This window comes from Pseudoalteromonas sp. ABE4_541 (genome assembly GCF_056312285.1).
Window position 1 is genome coordinate 33,666 of sequence record NZ_JBSVEM010000008.1, and the last position, 15,756, is coordinate 49,421.

Sequence of the window (15,756 nt, forward strand, 5' to 3'; positions counted from 1 at the left end):
CTTAGTAATGAAACTCAATCCAAAACAAGATGAAGCGGTAAAATACATTAGTGGCCCATGTCTAGTACTGGCTGGCGCTGGCTCGGGTAAAACTCGAGTGATCACCAACAAAATAGCTTATCTGGTGCAAAAGTGTGAATACCAAGCCAAAAATATTGCTGCCGTTACGTTTACTAATAAGGCTGCTAAAGAAATGCGTGAACGTGTTTCTCAAACACTTGGCAAACAAGAATCTAAAGGTTTGTGGGTTTCTACCTTTCATACCTTAGGGTTGGAAGTCATTAAAAAAGAATTAAAGACGTTGGGTTATAAATCGAACTTCTCCTTGCTTGATGATCAGGATACCAACCAGCTACTTAGTGAGTTAACAGAAAAAGAGCTAGAAAAAGATAAAGATTTACTCAATTTGTTGAAGATGCAAATTGGCAGTTGGAAAAATGAACTTATTTTGCCACAGCAAGCTATTGCACAAGCAAGAGAGCCACAAAAGGCTTTGTTTGCGCAGTTGTATGCTCGTTATCAAACACAGCTTAGAGCCTATAACGCTTTCGATTTTGATGACCTGATCATGGTGCCAACACTATTGTTGCTACAAAGTGCCGATGTGAGAGAGCGCTGGCAAGCACGTTTTCGTTACTTGCTGGTGGATGAGTATCAAGATACCAATACCAGCCAATATCAACTAGTTAAGTTGTTGGTGGGTGAGCGGGCGCGTTTCACTGTGGTGGGGGATGATGATCAGTCAATTTATTCATGGCGTGGTGCTAAGCCACAGAACTTGGTACTCCTTTCAAAGGACTTTCCCGGCCTGCGTTTAATCAAATTAGAGCAAAATTATCGTAGTTGCCGTCGCATTCTAAAAGCGGCCAATATTTTGATTGCAAATAACCCCCATGAGTTTGATAAGCAGTTATTCAGTGAATTGGAAAATGGTGATCCCATTCGTGTTATTGCAACCCGAGATGAAGAGCATGAAGCGGAGCGCGTGGTTGCTGAGATTATTTCACACAAGTTTATGAAACGCACCAGTTATCGAGATTATGCGATTTTGTATCGGGGTAATCACCAAGCCAGAGTCTTTGAAAAATCGCTAATGAGTAACCGTATTCCTTATAAGATTAGTGGTGGCATGTCATTTTTTTCGCGTAGTGAGATCAAAGACATCATGGCGTACTTACGATTGTTGGTAAATCAGGACGACGATAATGCCTTTTTGCGTATCGTTAATACGCCGAGACGCGAAATAGGCCCTGTCACATTAGAGAAGTTAGGCAGTTTAGCTAACGAGAAGCACATTAGTTTATTTGAGGCCTGTTTTGACCCTCAGCTCGCTGAGCGCTTGGCGGGTCGAGGTTTAAATGCCTTGATGGCTTTTGCTCGATGGGTTGTAGAGTTGTCGGATAGAGCCACTCGTGGTGACACGCTTGAAGCGGTAAAAGATATGGTCAGAGAAACCAATTACGAAGCTTACTTATACGAAACATCACCTAGTGCCAAAGCTGCGGAAATGCGTATGAAAAACGTCTCTGAACTTTATCGTTGGATCACCGATATGCTCACCGGTGATGCGGATAATCCGCCAATGACACTACCTGAAGTGGTCAGTAAACTTACTTTGCGTGACATGCTTGAGCGTAATGAAGAAGAAGACGATAGTGATGCAGTACAGCTACTTACTCTACATGCGTCAAAAGGCTTGGAGTATCCACACGTATTCATGGTGGGTATGGAAGAGGGTTTCTTACCCCACCAAACCAGCATTGATGAAGATAATGTAGAAGAAGAGCGTCGTTTGGCGTATGTAGGGATCACGCGAGCACAACAAACGCTAACACTCACGTATGCTAAAAACCGTCGTCAGTTTGGTGAAGTGGCCACTCCTGAGTTGAGTCGTTTTGTTCATGAGTTACCACAAGACGACTTAAGTTTTGAAGGGCAGAAGAAAACCGTGGCTTCGCAAGCGGAGAGAATGGAAAAAGGTCAAGCGCGTGTGGCTAATCTCAGAGCGATGTTAAAACGATAGCGTTTCTTGTGTTTGCTGTGTGGCTGAAGCGCTGGCGATAGCTGGCTCTTTGCCGATGCTTTGTTGTTTTCCAAAGAATAACGCAACACCATGACTTTCGAGCAGTCCTTGGAAATTTAAAATCGCAGGTCCCTTCGCAATGACGCGCGTATTTTTCAGCTTAGTGACCGCGAGTATACCCTGTAACTGCAGATCATAGGATTGTTGCTGCAAGACACGTTTGCTGAAAGTAGAGCTGAGCAATAGATACTCAAAATCAAATTGTGTCAGTAAAGCTAAATCACAGCGATCTTGAGCGAAATCATTTAGGCCAATAGCTTGCCCGATTGCAAGTAGTGATTTGAGGTTATCTAATTGCTGGCTCGATGCGTGACGTAATTGCGCTTCATCAAAAAGCAAACATAACTTGTGTTGCGCTGTTTTTAAAATCTTACACAAGGTGCCAAATGCTTGGCTGTCTAAAATAATGGCAGAACACGCAAAGAGGAGATCTTGGTGCTGCACATTGCCTATTTCAACGGCCTGTTCTAGCAGTTGCAGCTCTATTTCTAACTGTTCAGCTTTTTCCGCTGCAAATTTCTTCAGTACATCAAAGTTAGTACTACCCAGTACTGGGTGTTCACCAAATGCATCAAGTAAGCTAATTGGGTAACCACATTCGGTCATTGAAACAACTTCTGTGCTGCGAAAATGTGTGGGTAAGGCACTCAAATGATGATGTTCAACATGCTTTGCGCTGCCAGAACTGGCAGTTAATAGCGGATGATAAAACTCATATCGGCCCCGGCCTGCATTTTTAGCATAATACATGGCGGCATCAGCATCTCGTATGATTTCATCAGTGTTTTGATAATCTTTATTGCTATAAGTGATGCCAATACTCGCGCCACTTTGCACGCATATACCCTTCATACAGAACGGTTGTTGCATAACCCGAATGATACGTTTAGCGACATCTTCAGCTTGTTGTTTATCACTTAAATGATCCAGCAATATCACAAACTCATCACCGGCAAGGCGTGCTAAAAGATCATGCTCTCTAATACATTCTGAAAATGACTTACTCACCCAAATCAAAAACTGATCACCAGCCTGATGACCTAATTCGTCATTGATTGATTTGAATTTATCCAGATCAATAAACAGTACAGCAAAGTGGTGCTCGGGATGGCGCTGAAATTTGTGCAGTGTTTTTTCTAATTGGGTTAGGAATAAACTGCGATTGGGCAAACTGGTGAGCGGATCATGATGAGCGTCATGATATAGCTGTTGCTCTATTTTTTTACGTTCTTCAATTTGCATTTGCAGGTGTAAGTTAGTTTGCTGCAATGCTTTGGTTTTTTCAGCAACACGGTGCTCTAACTCTTGGTGGCTAAGTTTTAGCGCTTGATTTGCTAGGTGTGTTTGCAGTACGGAAGCAATCTGATTTGATACAAATGAGATCAACTCCACATCATCATAATCGAACTCATACTTATGATCGTAAGCTTGGCAAGCAATAAGTCCTATTACCCCGTTAGCCGTTTTTAACGGTGCCCCCATCCAGCTTGTTGCTAATTTTATTTGATAGTAATCTTTAGCTCGCTCAACAGTGCCATCGGTAATTAGCTTTTTGGCACGTTCTGTATCTATCAGTTGACTACGTTCAGTACGAATAACGAGCTCGCTATACCCCTTAGCAAAAGGCCTTGGGCGATATTCGCAAACTTCGTCAACACTGTAAGGGAAATTCAGCCAGCCCTTGTGCTTATCATATAGTGCAATATACAGATTTTCTGCGAATGTGATCGAGCGTATGATGTCGTGAACTTGCTTATACACGTCGTCAATATCATTGAATTGTGTGGCAAGCTCTGAAATTTTAAATAAGATCTGTTGCCGTTCGAGCGCGCGTTTTCGATGTTCAATCTCTTTGTTGAGAGCTTCATTACTTTGCATTAAAGCACGTGTGCGAATTTTAACTTCTGACTCTAGCAACTCACGCTTCTTTACACGTTCTATCGCGGTAGATAGGTAGAGCGACATTACCTCAAGTAGCTCGATTTGCTGTTCGCTATAACTTTGCTCGACTTTGTAACTTTGCGAAACCATGACGCCTATAATGGACTTGTCTCGATAAATTGGTACGCCTACCCAATGTTCGGCTTGGCTACCGAGAGCCTTATATAAACCCTGTTGAGTTTGCTTTTGCATGGTTTCTTTGGTCAGATAGACACACTTTCCAGAGCGGAAGACGTAACCCGTTACGCCTTCAGAAAAATGGCTATTTTCATTCAATGGTACAGAAATACCATCTTTCTCATCAACAAAGTATGAAAGCTCAAGCGCTTGAGTGAACTGATTTTGCAGAACGACGTAGAAACTACGGCTTGGTAAGTATTGCGCTAAGATATTGTGGATCGCAGGATAGAGCAAAGTCAACTCCGCAACCGTACTCGCCTGCTCAGATAAAAGAATGAGAGCATGTTGCAAGTGGCTGTTCTGCTTGTATTTTTTTAGCAGAAACTTAAGGCGCATATTGTTACGCTCAAGTTTACGAAGCAGAGTCGAGGGATCTTCCAATGATTTAACCCAAATTTATTATTATTCGCTTAAATATTACTCTTATATTTCCACTTTTATTCGTAGTGGTCAAGTGATATGTCCGGGGTGTAATATGAGGATTTTTTGCTTGTAAGTGCAGAGGAGATCGGCGATCTCCTCATACTGAGCGCGATTATTTTGCAGTCATAAAATCAATAGCTGCTGCAATTTCATCATCAGAACAATCACCACAAGTTCCACGTGGTGGCATAGCGTTAAAGCCGTTAAGCGCATGCTCAAGTAATACGTCATTGCCTTTTGCTAGACGAGGAGCCCAGTCATCCGCAGACTTTGGCGCACCTAGGGCTCCAGTGCCGTGACAAGCAAAACAAGAAGCTTGGTAAACTTGCTCACCAGAACGCGGTCCAGTTGGAGCTGCAGGTGCTGCGTCGGCTGCGCCCGCTAAATACACTTCGCCTACAGGAGCGATACGGTTTTTGATAGCTTCTTCTGTTAAAGCATTGTCATAAGGCTGAGCCATAGCGGCTGTTGATAGCAATAAAAGTGCTGCCGAAAGTTTTTTCATTTGTCTTGCTCACTTCATTTGGACGTGATCAATCACGATAAGATGACGGAATTTCTAGCGATTATAACGCCACCAATTAATTTATAAAACTAAACTTGTGCATATTGAGATAAAAATGCCAATTTATTGCGCTATCGCAAATTTATCTTCCGCCATTTTGCCTATGCCAATTCCAGCAGCGCCTGTATTGCTTTTTGGATACCAACAGAGGCTTCACTGATGGATTGCGCTAACATATATGCTGGCGTGCTTATCACCTTGTGTTCGCTGTCTACGACGATGTTGTCTACATTGCACGTTACATGTTTTGCGCCTAGTTGTTCTAATGCGGTTGATGTGTCTAAGTCGTTACCAATGGTTGCCAACGTACCTGATGGGTGAATGTGTCCGATCAGTGATGGTGCAATGCATAAATACGCAATAGGTTTGCTTTGAGTTGCGAATGCTTGACAACTTGTTTTTAGCACTTCGAGGATCTGTGATTGCGCCCCTTGAAATGCAAAGTCGCTGAGGTTTTTGGCTACACCAAATCCTCCGGGGAGTACGAGCGCATCAAATTCACTTGCATTAAGTTGCGATAAGTCTTTGATATTACCGCGAGCTATACGCGCCGCTTCTTCAAGTACGTTGCGGCTTTGCGCTTGTTCTTCACCATTTATATGGTTAATAACGTGATGTTGTTCTATGTTTGGCGCAAAACATTGGTATGAAGCTGATTGTTGCTCAATGTGCAACATGGTCAAAACGGATTCATGTATTTCTGCGCCGTCAAATACGCCACAACCACTTAAAATGATCGCCACTTTTTTCATATGAGGTCCTCTCAATTATTGAAGTTTCTTGCTTTATGCCATATCGGCATTACGGGTTTGAAAAAATATTATAAAGGATCTTATTTGATCTTTGATCAATTGTGTTAGTATACCCGTCCGCTCACAAAAAGGAGCTTGATTTTTATACAGAGTGAACTAGGCTTTGTGAGCACGCAGAATGTTTTTCCACATTTTTTGTTGAAACTAGAAAAATAAAAAAATTATTTTTTTCCCTTATTTTCATAGGTTTAAATTTTTACGGTAGATGTTTTTAAAATATCTGCTGCGATGACTCCTGTTTATCTACAAAGTTATCCACAGTTTGTTATTCATATCAAGCGGGTTGTTAATTATTTTTATCCCTCGTTTTATCGGTGCCCTTATGGCATGCTTATGCTGTTTTTTTAAAGCTCATTTAGGATCCCCTTATTTATGTCTTTGATCCCAGAAAATCCATTGATCTTGGTTGACGGTTCTTCATATCTTTTTCGCGCATATCATGCGCCGCCGCACTTAACTAACTCTAAAGGTGAAGCAACTGGTGCCATATATGGCGTAATTAACATGCTAAAAAGTTTGTTAAAACAATATCAGCCAAGTCACATGGTGGTGGTGTTTGACGCCAAAGGGCCTACTTTTAGAAATGAAATGTACAGTGAGTACAAGGCGCATCGCCCACCTATGCCTGATGATCTGCGTACACAGATCAAACCGATCCACGATATTATCGAAGCGATGGGTTTGCCGTTGGTGAGCGTTTCAGGTGTTGAGGCCGATGATGTTATTGGCACCTTTGCGCGAATCGCATCTGAGCAAAAACGTCATGTATTGATCAGTACAGGCGATAAGGATATGGCTCAGTTGGTCAATGAGCATGTCACTTTGATCAACACCATGACCAATACTGTACTTGACCCTCAAGGTGTTGTGGATAAATTTGGTATTGGCCCTGAGCTTATCATTGATTACCTCGCACTAATGGGTGACAAAGTGGATAATATTCCTGGCGTACCTGGTGTGGGTGAAAAAACAGCTTTGGCGATGCTACAAGGGATCGGTTCGATTGAAGCGCTTTACGAACGTCTAGATGATATTGCTGACTTGGGCTTTAGAGGCTCAAAAACGATGGCTAAAAAGCTAGCAGAGCACGAAGCGCAATTAAAACTGTCTTATGAACTGGCAACCATCAAACTGGATGTTGAAGTTGAGCAAGACTTAGATCAATTTGCTATCAGTGAAGTCAATAAAGATAAATTGATTGAGTTATACGCTGAATGTGAGTTTAAGCGTTGGCTCAGTGAGCTGTTAGATGGTGCGCCAAGCAACGGCAAAGCAGAGATTACAGAAGTCGAAGCACAAAGTAGTGCAGCATCTGTTGCACAAATTGATGCGCACTATGAAACCATTCTTACTGAATCTCAATTAAATACTTGGCTGGATAAGGTACAAACTGCAGAGTTGATTGCATTTGATACTGAAACAACCAGCTTGGATTATATGCAGGCTGATTTGGTCGGTATGAGCTTTGCGGTGGCACCAGGGGAAGCGGCTTATTTACCAATTGCCCACGACTATTTAGGTGCACCAGAGCAGTTGTCAAAGGCGCTTGTGTTTGAAAAATTGGGGCCATTGCTCGCAGACCCATCAGTAAAAAAAGTTGGGCAAAACCTAAAGTACGATAAAAGTGTACTGGCACGCGCAGGGTTTGAATTAAACGGTATTGCCTATGACACTATGTTGGAATCATATGTTTTTAACAGTGTAGGCACGCGCCATGATATGGATTCTTTGGCGTTGAAGTATTTGGGTCATAAGAATATCAGCTTCGAAGATATTGCCGGTAAAGGTAAAAGTCAGCTGACATTTAACCAAATCGAACTTGAAAAGGCGGCACCTTATGCGGCTGAAGATGCCGATATTACATTACGCTTACATCAACACTTATGGCCTTTATTAGAGCAACATGAAGCGTTATTACCTGTATTTAATGAAATTGAATTACCTTTACTGTCGGTGCTCTCAGACATAGAACGAACAGGTGTTAGAATAGACTCTGATATGCTGGCAAAGCAAAGCGTTGAACTTGCCACGCGTTTAGAGGAAATTGAAAAAGAGGCGTTTGAGCTGGCTGGTGAAGAGTTTAACTTAAGCTCTCCTAAGCAGTTGCAGGCTATCTTATTTGAAAAGCAGGGCTTACCAGTTATTAAAAAAACGCCAAAGGGCGCTCCCTCAACTGCAGAAGAAGTACTTCAAGAGCTAGCACACGACTATCCTCTACCTAAGCTCATCATTGAACATCGAGGATTAGCTAAACTGAAGTCAACTTACACCGATAAGCTGCCAAAGTTGGTGAATCCAGATACAGGCCGCGTGCATACCTCTTATCACCAAGCGGTGACGGCAACAGGTCGTTTAAGCTCTAGTGATCCAAATTTGCAGAATATTCCAATTCGCAATGAAGCTGGGCGCAGAATTCGTCAGGCGTTTATTGCCGATCAAGGCAAACAAATTTTAGCGGCTGATTACAGTCAAATTGAACTGCGTATTATGGCCCATTTGTCACAAGATGAGGGTCTGCTCAATGCCTTTGCACAAGGTAAAGATGTGCACAGTGCGACTGCATCTGAAGTATTCTCAGTGCCACTCGAAGAAGTGACGTCAGACATGAGGCGTAAAGCCAAAGCGGTAAACTTTGGTTTAATCTATGGCATGAGTGCTTTTGGCTTATCAAGACAGCTAGATATCCCAAGAAACGAAGCACAACACTATATGGATAAATACTTTGAACGATTCCCAGGTGTGCTTGATTACATGGAGCGCACGAGAGAGGAAGCGGCTGAGAAGGGGTATGTTGAAACCTTGTTTGGTCGTAGATTGCATCTGCCTGATATTAAAGCGAGAAATGGTGCACGCAGAAAAGCTGCTGAACGCGCGGCTATCAATGCGCCAATGCAGGGCACCGCTGCTGATATTATTAAAAAGGCCATGCTTAAAGTCAGCGATTGGCTGAATACGCAGTCTCGTGATGATATTAAGCTACTTATGCAAGTACATGATGAATTGGTTTTTGAAGTATCGAGTGAGAAAGTGACACAATTTAGCGAGACGATTTGCCAATTGATGAGTGAGGCAGCCAAACTGGACGTGCCTTTACTTGTGGAGGCCGATCACGGTGAAAACTGGGAGCAAGCTCACTAGATAAGGTAGATTAATATTTTTAAAAAGGGCGCTGAGCGCCCTTTTTTATTGGCCTGCTCGTAAAAAAAGCGTAAACAGAAACAATGGAATGTTTATAAAATATCAAATTGGCCCAGTTTTTGCGTTATGGCGTTTATTTCTGTTTTTGGTTTTGCTACAGTGCGCGCGTCCTCATCCTGTAGGACATCCTGTTGATGATGTATCTCTCGTAAGAGGATACAGCGTATTGATAGCTTCTCCCCAGATTGCTATAACGGCTCACATTTTTGGTGAGCCGTGTTTTTCTTCTCAACTGTCTATCTCAACCAAATGCATGCTAGTATATCGACTCTTCTTATAATAAAAGGATTACGTCATGCTTAAACCATTATTACTATGCGCTACTTTACTTTCACCTTGTGCGTTTGCAGATTGGCAGCTCAGTAATACCCAAAGTGATTTAAGTATTACTTCTATTAAGAAAAATAGCATTGCTGAAAATCATTACTTTAAGCAGCTAGAAGGTACATTATCGGATAAAGGGATGCTCACATTGAGCATTGATTTGGCCAGTATTGAGACTATGATCCCGATCCGAAATGAACGTATGCAAAAAATGCTGTTTGATGTGGCTAATTTTCCTAAAGCGATAGTGCGTGCTGAACTTGCGGCACAGCTAGAAAGCTTGAAAGCAGGCGTTCAGACGCTAAAGGGCGTACCTGTTGAGTTGTCGCTACATGGCGAAAAGCAACAAATGAAAGTTGATTTGGTTGTCAACAAACAAGGTAAAGCACTGCATGTGACACCACAACGCGCTATTTTAGTTAAAGCTGCGGACTTTAAACTTACTAAGGGAGTTGAAGCTCTCAGAAAAGTTGCAGGTTTGGATAGCATTGCAACCACTGTTCCAGTGACTTTCAGTTTGGTTTTTGATGAGCAAGCTCACTGATCTTGTTAATCGACTTGTTACACCCCACGCCCCGACAGATAAATGGACGGGGCAAGCTTGTGGCTTGCTCGATATGGAAATTGACCAGCAGGGTCGTTGGTTTCATCAAGGTGGAGAGATCAAACGCCTTGGTTTACTGCGTCTTTTTGCCAGCGTTTTAAGCAAAGAAAATGAGCGATATTGGTTGACCACGCCAATTGAACGTTGTGAAATCAAAGTCACCGATGCGCCATTTATGATCACTCACTGGCATAATGTAGAATGCGAAGGTGTTATGGTAATGGTCGCTGTTGATAATCTAGAACGACAATGGCCTATTTGTGAACAATACCCAGTCACATTACGGGAGTATCAAGGGCAAAGCTTACCCTATGTCGAACTCACAAATGGGCTGAGTGCGAGAGTCGCTAGAAATGTGTACTATCAGTGGGCAGATATAGCCGAGCAAGACACAAAAGGTATATATATAAGCTCGGCAGGCATGAAATTCTATCTATCGGACTAGTCTTCTTGGGTATCCGAATCACTTTCGTTTAGGTCAGCTTTGACAAACGGACCTAAATACCAGTCATCTAATTTCCACGCTAGTTCGTTTAAGCCAATCCCTTTCAAAGATGAAAATGCGTGAACCGTGATGTCTGCATCTAGTTCAGCTAAGGCACGCCTTACTTGTAGTACTTCAGCTTTGCGCTTGCCTTGTTTAAGCTTATCGGCTTTAGTCAATAAAGCGAGAATCGGGATCTCACTATCAACAGCCCAGTTGATCAAATCCATATCTAGGTCTTTAAGTGGATGACGTATATCCATTAATACCACTAAACCCTTTAAGCTTTTTCGTTTTTGTAAGTACTCACCTAATGAACGTTGCCATTTCTTTTTCATTTCAATGGGTACTTTGGCGAAACCATAACCAGGTAAATCAATTAAGCGCTTATCGGTATCCAGTTCAAAGGTATTGATCAGTTGCGTACGGCCTGGTGTTTTACTTGTGCGCGCGAGTTTTTGATCGGTAAGTGCATTTAACGCACTTGATTTGCCAGCGTTTGAACGACCTGCAAATGCCACTTCAATACCTTCATCGGCAGGTAATTTAGTGATATCTGGGGCACTGGTGATAAAACTAGCGGTATGATATTTAATACGAGACTTGAGCACAGGCTTTCCTAACAAATAATACGAATAGCTAAAACAAGCGTAGTTTATAACACTTAGCTAAGTTGCAAAAGGAAACATTATTTTCTTGGTCCGTTTTAAACCTTCTTTTTAGGCAGAGTAAGTTTAATCTAAGTCAAAACCCTATAATTTATAAGCGTAATGTGAGCAGAAAACGTGCCAGAGAATTTAATATCGTGTAGAATGTAGAAATTGCAACGTAGAGATAAAGATTGTCTACTCGAGTTTCGCTTAATCTACTTCTTTTAAAAGCGGCTTGGGACTAAACATTACAGGGTCGAAACAGAGAATTTACCATGAAGAAAATAGCATTAACTTTAACAATGTTGCTTGGTACGTTGTCAGCAAGCAACGCAACAGCATTTGATGGCGACGCAGAAGCGGGTAAAGCGAAATCTGCAACATGTGCAGCGTGTCACGGCCCAGATGGCAACGCACCTGTAAATATGTATCCTAAAATTGCCGGTCAACATGCGGACTACATTTACAAGCAACTGCAAGAGTTCAAATTAGGTATGACCTCTGGTGGAAGTGAAGGCCGTATGGATCCTGTAATGAGTGGTATGGCAATGCCATTATCAGATCAAGATATGAAAGACTTGGCTGCTTACTTCTCATCATTGAATATGAGCGCGGGCACAACGCCAGAAGACGTTGTAACTGTGGGACAAAAGTTATATAAAGCAGGTGATGCTGAACGTGGTATTCCTGCATGCGCAGCATGTCATGGACCTCGTGGTAACGGTACTTCTTTATCTAAGTTTCCAAAGATTTCATTCCAGCATCCAGAGTATATCAAGTCGCAGCTTGAGAAATTCCGTGACGATACGCGTGCGAATGATCTTAACGGCATGATGCGTGATATTGCGAAAAAGCTTACGGATAAAGACATCGAAGTTTTATCAAAATACTTAGGTGGCTTACACTAGGGTAGTATTTTAGGCTGTCGCTTTAGCTCAGTCTGCACCCAAAATGATTAAAAAGGCAGCATCCGCTGCCTTTTTTGATCGCAAGTTATTATTACGAAATCCTCTTGCTTCCTTGTAAGACATTTGCCACATGGTATTGTGAGACTTTTCTTATTTTGTATTTTTTTCAACTTGTAACTCTTTGTTATTTATTGGTTTGTGTATTTTGCAATAAAGCAAGTTGAGGAAATTTACTATTAACCAGTTGTAACTATTTCATTAAGGCGTAGATTATTCGGTGTCGCCAAGATAACAAAACAACATGGACAAATCGCGATGGAAGCGTAGGTGGCAGTTTTAGTACTAATTTTGGTACTCAGCATTATGGAAATAACAATAAAGTGTCAGGATTGACCGAGAATAATAAAAGTCTCATGGAAGTTTAAAAATAAAAACAATATGGAAAGACTCACGGAAGTAACAATAAAAACAATACGGATGACAGCATAATAAGAAAAATAAAGACTTTGAAAGTCGAAGGGAGAAGTGTCCAGTTTTGAGACGCTCAGATTAGTAGGCGGTAGGGAGCAATCTCTACCGTCTTTTTATTTATGCTGCGCCGTAGACCTGCTACAATACCTGCTTGATTAATACCCTATAAGTAATGCTGTGCAATTGAAAACCTCATGTGGTTTATGCGCTGGCACCGATCTTGTGCATTATCACCAAGATAAATTTCGACATTATTGGCAGTGCCAGCAATGTAATTTGGTGTTAGTTGCAGAGGATGCACGACTAACGCCAGAGCAAGAAAAGTTAATTTACGATAGTCATGAGAACGACTTAGCTGATGAAGGTTATCGACGCTTTTTATCGCGTGTTAGTGAACCTTTGTTACAGCGCTTAGTGCAGCCAAGTACAGGGCTAGACTTTGGATGCGGTCCAGGTCCCTTATTGGCACAAATGCTGCGAGAGCATGGGCATACAATGGCTTTGTATGACCTATACTATGCAAATGATCCAACAGTGCTAGAGGGTGAATATGACTTTATTACTTGTACGGAAGTAATAGAGCACATCGCACAGCCCAAGCAGGTATTATCGCAACTCTTTGCTTTGCTAAAACCGGGAGCACCCTTGGTGTTGATGACAAAACTGGTTATCGACAAAGCACGTTTTGCAACGTGGCATTATAAAAATGACTTGACACATATTTCATTTTTTAGCCGCGAGACATTTAATTATGTAGCACGAATTTTTGGCAGCGAGATCGAATTTATTGGTAACGATGTCATTATCCTAACTAAATCAAAGGTGCCAATGGCACCGAGCGAAGCAGTATTATGACTAGAAAGAAAAAGAGTAGAAAGGTTGCTAGTAATGGCACGCCTAGATTGAGCAAAGAGAAATTGCAAGAGTTAAGAGCAATGAAAGAGCAGCGCCCTAAAAAACACAAAGGGGCGAAGCCTGGCTCACGCAATGCACAAGATGCAAAAGAAACTAAACATCAAAACAATACAAAAGCAGCGAAAGATAGCCGGGTAGGAAGCAAAAAGCCAGTCCCATTAGTTGCCGATGCAGCAATACAAGAGCAGCAACCAGTTTTACAACGCCATTTGCAGCCTCAAGTTGAGCTGAAAAAAATAAAGCCACAGTTATCACCGGAGCAAGAGTTAGAACAGCTTGAAAATGACGAGCGCTTAATGGCTCTCCTTGAACGTCACGAGCGTGGTGAATTACTAACAGGAAAAGACGCAAAGTACTTCAACCGCAGTGTTGCTCGACACCAAGAGCTTTGCGAGTTACTGGGCTTGGAAGATGATGAATTTGAAGAGCAAGACATTATTGAAGATGATCCGCTCGCCGCATTTATGAGTAATGACTTGGCAGATGAGTGGTTAACTGACGAAGACGACGAGGAGAAATAACGTCTATGTGGTTAGTGTTAGCGGTTGTTGTTGGTGCTTTGATCATTGCTGGGTTATCTTTTTACGCAGGTAAACTGCTTTGGCAATTAAAAGTGCAAAAAAAACTTATTGCAAAACATCAGGCCGAGCAGCAAAAGAAGTTGCATGAAGCGCGCCAGCAACGCAATGCTAAGCTGGCCGATAGCATTAATTTGATTGCTAGAGCAATGAAAGAAAAGCAATGCGAGTACTCTGAAGGGTGCTTGAGAATTTGGGTGCTTATATCTCAATATAGCTTTGCTCAGGAGGTAGAGTTGCGCGAGGTTTATCCTGGTGTACACCAAATGTACGAAGTGGTAAAAGATATGCCAACGCATGACGCACGTAAGAAATACTCGAAAAAAGAAGTATTCAAAATGGACACCGAGCGTTGGCGTGCGGAAGAAAAGTTAGAGCAAGCAATTTTGCAAGACTGCGAAAGGCTCGCAAAGGAATTCCAGGCGCTACCCAATAGCGAAAATGTAGTGTTTCAATGAGCAGTTTTAGCTGTATTATCTCTTACTAAAGTAAAGCGGCCTAGGCCGCTTTACTTGTTTTAAAGCTAGCAAAAATCCGCGTTTCATAAAATGGTCGGTCGTTTTATTTTGTTGCAATTTCACGCTTGGCAGAATTGAGCGGCTATGTGACACTAACGTGGGAAATTTCTATAACTATGATTGGTTAATCAAACGGTGACATGTATGTCGAAATTAAGAACATGGGAACTGGTTTGTTTGTTTAGTCTCTTTTGCCTATTAACGGCCTGCTCATCAAAAGAAGAGCAGCTGCAGCAGTCAATAGAGCAAGCTATCCAAAGTGCAGACAGTGAACTCAACCAACTCGGTAAAGCGCTTGAAAATGGTCAGCTCCGTAATGCGGTTTTATTGAAAGAATACGATAAAGTATTACAGCAGCGGCGGCCCGAGCTAGCACAGATCAGTGCCATTATTGCGCAAGATGCCACAAAGCAAGGGCCATTATTTCAAGGCCTAGCAACTCGGCTCATCGATATCAAGAGCTTGCCAAACTCTCCTCCCAGTGAAGAAACATTACAGCGCCTAGATGTGCTGCGAGAAGCAATGAAGCCGAGTTTATTTGGTGATGCGCTGACCGATCCCATTAATATGCTTGCCGATATGTCTAATGGTACCTTAGCGCGCGTTGGTGCGATTAGCCAAAAAGCCGAAGGCGAGGGGGTGGGCAATCAGCTTGTTGGTAACCCGAACTATGGCCAATGGCAAACCAACAGTAATGGCATGAGCTTTTGGCAATGGTATGGCATGTATCGACTGCTGGGTGATGTATTTGATGCGGTTGAATATGGCAGCTGGAGTAAGCGACGTAAGTACAGCTACTACAATGATTATGGTCGTTATCGCTATTCGAGCCCCAAACAAATCAAAACACAAACTGCAATTGAAACGCGTACACGGCAGTCATACCAGCGACAAGGTAAACAATTCACCAGTCCCTATGCAAAAAAACGCAGTGGCGCATCGGGTTTAAGCCGCAGTAGCTATACGCCTACCAGTACCCGTAGTAGCTATGCTTCAACCAGTTCGTATAGTAAGCGGAGTTCAGGCTCCGTGCGCAATAGCAGTAATCGAACTTCGCGGGGTGTGAGTCGTGGTAAGTAGTGTAAAGAACAACAGTTGGAGT

Annotated in this window: 13 protein-coding genes; 9 read left to right on the forward strand and 4 right to left on the reverse strand. The window is 42.4% G+C overall.

Features of this window, described 5'->3' with window-relative positions; all coding sequences use genetic code 11:
* Positions 1-7 precede the first annotated feature (7 nt).
* Positions 8-2,023 carry a DNA helicase Rep gene (gene rep, locus ACW689_RS09660; protein ID WP_476290754.1) on the forward strand — a complete coding sequence of 672 codons (2,016 nt, stop codon included), beginning with the start codon at positions 8-10 and terminating at the stop codon, positions 2,021-2,023.
* On the opposite strand, the gene ACW689_RS09665 is transcribed toward rep, so the two are convergent.
* The 3 genes from ACW689_RS09665 to elbB form a co-directional block, all read right to left on the reverse strand.
* Positions 2,012-4,585 carry a diguanylate cyclase domain-containing protein gene (locus ACW689_RS09665; RefSeq protein WP_476290756.1) on the reverse strand — a complete coding sequence of 858 codons (2,574 nt, stop codon included), beginning with the start codon at positions 4,583-4,585 and terminating at the stop codon, positions 2,012-2,014. The two genes, rep and ACW689_RS09665, sit on opposite strands and share 12 nt — an antisense overlap.
* Positions 4,586-4,739: 154 nt before the next feature.
* Entirely contained in the window at positions 4,740-5,132 is a 393-nt protein-coding gene (locus ACW689_RS09670) for a c-type cytochrome (protein ID WP_476290758.1), read from the reverse strand.
* Between the two features lie 161 nt (positions 5,133-5,293).
* Complete coding sequence (gene elbB, locus ACW689_RS09675) at positions 5,294-5,944, reverse strand: isoprenoid biosynthesis glyoxalase ElbB (protein ID WP_476290760.1); 651 nt, start codon at positions 5,942-5,944, stop codon at positions 5,294-5,296.
* Between the two features lie 432 nt (positions 5,945-6,376).
* On the opposite strand from elbB, the gene polA reads away from it, so the two are divergent.
* The 3 genes from polA to ACW689_RS09690 all read left to right on the forward strand — a co-directional run bounded on the left by polA (position 6,377) and on the right by ACW689_RS09690 (position 10,575).
* Positions 6,377-9,142, forward strand: a complete 2,766-nt coding sequence (gene polA / locus ACW689_RS09680) for a DNA polymerase I (protein ID WP_476290762.1) — start codon at positions 6,377-6,379, stop codon at positions 9,140-9,142.
* Positions 9,143-9,497: 355 nt separating this feature from the next.
* A complete protein-coding gene (locus ACW689_RS09685; RefSeq protein ID WP_476290764.1) occupies positions 9,498-10,070 on the forward strand; it encodes a YceI family protein in 573 nt (190 codons plus the stop codon).
* Complete coding sequence (locus ACW689_RS09690; protein ID WP_476290766.1) at positions 10,054-10,575, forward strand: DUF1285 domain-containing protein; 522 nt, start codon at positions 10,054-10,056, stop codon at positions 10,573-10,575. The genes ACW689_RS09685 and ACW689_RS09690 overlap by 17 nt, the downstream gene beginning before the upstream one ends.
* Here the strand turns inward: ACW689_RS09690 and yihA are convergent.
* Complete coding sequence (gene yihA, locus ACW689_RS09695; protein ID WP_476290768.1) at positions 10,572-11,225, reverse strand: ribosome biogenesis GTP-binding protein YihA/YsxC; 654 nt, start codon at positions 11,223-11,225, stop codon at positions 10,572-10,574. The two genes, ACW689_RS09690 and yihA, sit on opposite strands and share 4 nt — an antisense overlap.
* Before the next feature lie 314 nt (positions 11,226-11,539).
* Here yihA and ACW689_RS09700 point away from each other — a divergent pair, with 314 nt between their 5' ends.
* The 5 genes from ACW689_RS09700 to ACW689_RS09720 all read left to right on the forward strand — a co-directional run bounded on the left by ACW689_RS09700 (position 11,540) and on the right by ACW689_RS09720 (position 15,734).
* Positions 11,540-12,172 carry a c-type cytochrome gene (locus ACW689_RS09700; protein WP_476290770.1) on the forward strand — a complete coding sequence of 211 codons (633 nt, stop codon included), beginning with the start codon at positions 11,540-11,542 and terminating at the stop codon, positions 12,170-12,172.
* 648 nt (positions 12,173-12,820) lie between these two features.
* Positions 12,821-13,498 carry a class I SAM-dependent methyltransferase gene (locus ACW689_RS09705; RefSeq protein WP_476290772.1) on the forward strand — a complete coding sequence of 226 codons (678 nt, stop codon included), beginning with the start codon at positions 12,821-12,823 and terminating at the stop codon, positions 13,496-13,498.
* Complete coding sequence (gene yihI, locus ACW689_RS09710) at positions 13,495-14,079, forward strand: Der GTPase-activating protein YihI (protein WP_476290774.1); 585 nt, start codon at positions 13,495-13,497, stop codon at positions 14,077-14,079. Before ACW689_RS09705 ends, yihI begins: the two co-directional genes overlap by 4 nt.
* Positions 14,080-14,084: 5 nt before the next feature.
* Positions 14,085-14,594 carry a DUF2489 domain-containing protein gene (locus tag ACW689_RS09715; protein WP_476290776.1) on the forward strand — a complete coding sequence of 170 codons (510 nt, stop codon included), beginning with the start codon at positions 14,085-14,087 and terminating at the stop codon, positions 14,592-14,594.
* Between the two features lie 204 nt (positions 14,595-14,798).
* On the forward strand, positions 14,799-15,734 hold the full coding sequence (locus tag ACW689_RS09720; RefSeq protein ID WP_476290778.1) for a CHAD domain-containing protein: 936 nt from the start codon (positions 14,799-14,801) through the stop codon (positions 15,732-15,734).
* Positions 15,735-15,756: the final 22 nt, after the last annotated feature.

What these genes read in the sequence shown, in the direction of transcription:
- ACW689_RS09720 (WP_476290778.1), top strand. Translation starts at nt 14,799, where the DNA reads ATGTCGAAATTAAGAACATGGGAACTGGTTTGTTTGTTTAGTCTCTTT.
- ACW689_RS09715 (WP_476290776.1), top strand. Translation starts at nt 14,085, where the DNA reads ATGTGGTTAGTGTTAGCGGTTGTTGTTGGTGCTTTGATCATTGCTGGG.
- ACW689_RS09685 (WP_476290764.1), top strand. Translation starts at nt 9,498, where the DNA reads ATGCTTAAACCATTATTACTATGCGCTACTTTACTTTCACCTTGTGCG.
- rep (WP_476290754.1), top strand. Translation starts at nt 8, where the DNA reads ATGAAACTCAATCCAAAACAAGATGAAGCGGTAAAATACATTAGTGGC.
- ACW689_RS09670 (WP_476290758.1), bottom strand. Translation starts at nt 5,132, where the DNA reads ATGAAAAAACTTTCGGCAGCACTTTTATTGCTATCAACAGCCGCTATG.
- elbB (WP_476290760.1), bottom strand. Translation starts at nt 5,944, where the DNA reads ATGAAAAAAGTGGCGATCATTTTAAGTGGTTGTGGCGTATTTGACGGC.
- ACW689_RS09690 (WP_476290766.1), top strand. Translation starts at nt 10,054, where the DNA reads ATGAGCAAGCTCACTGATCTTGTTAATCGACTTGTTACACCCCACGCC.
- polA (WP_476290762.1), top strand. Translation starts at nt 6,377, where the DNA reads ATGTCTTTGATCCCAGAAAATCCATTGATCTTGGTTGACGGTTCTTCA.
- yihI (WP_476290774.1), top strand. Translation starts at nt 13,495, where the DNA reads ATGACTAGAAAGAAAAAGAGTAGAAAGGTTGCTAGTAATGGCACGCCT.
- ACW689_RS09700 (WP_476290770.1), top strand. Translation starts at nt 11,540, where the DNA reads ATGAAGAAAATAGCATTAACTTTAACAATGTTGCTTGGTACGTTGTCA.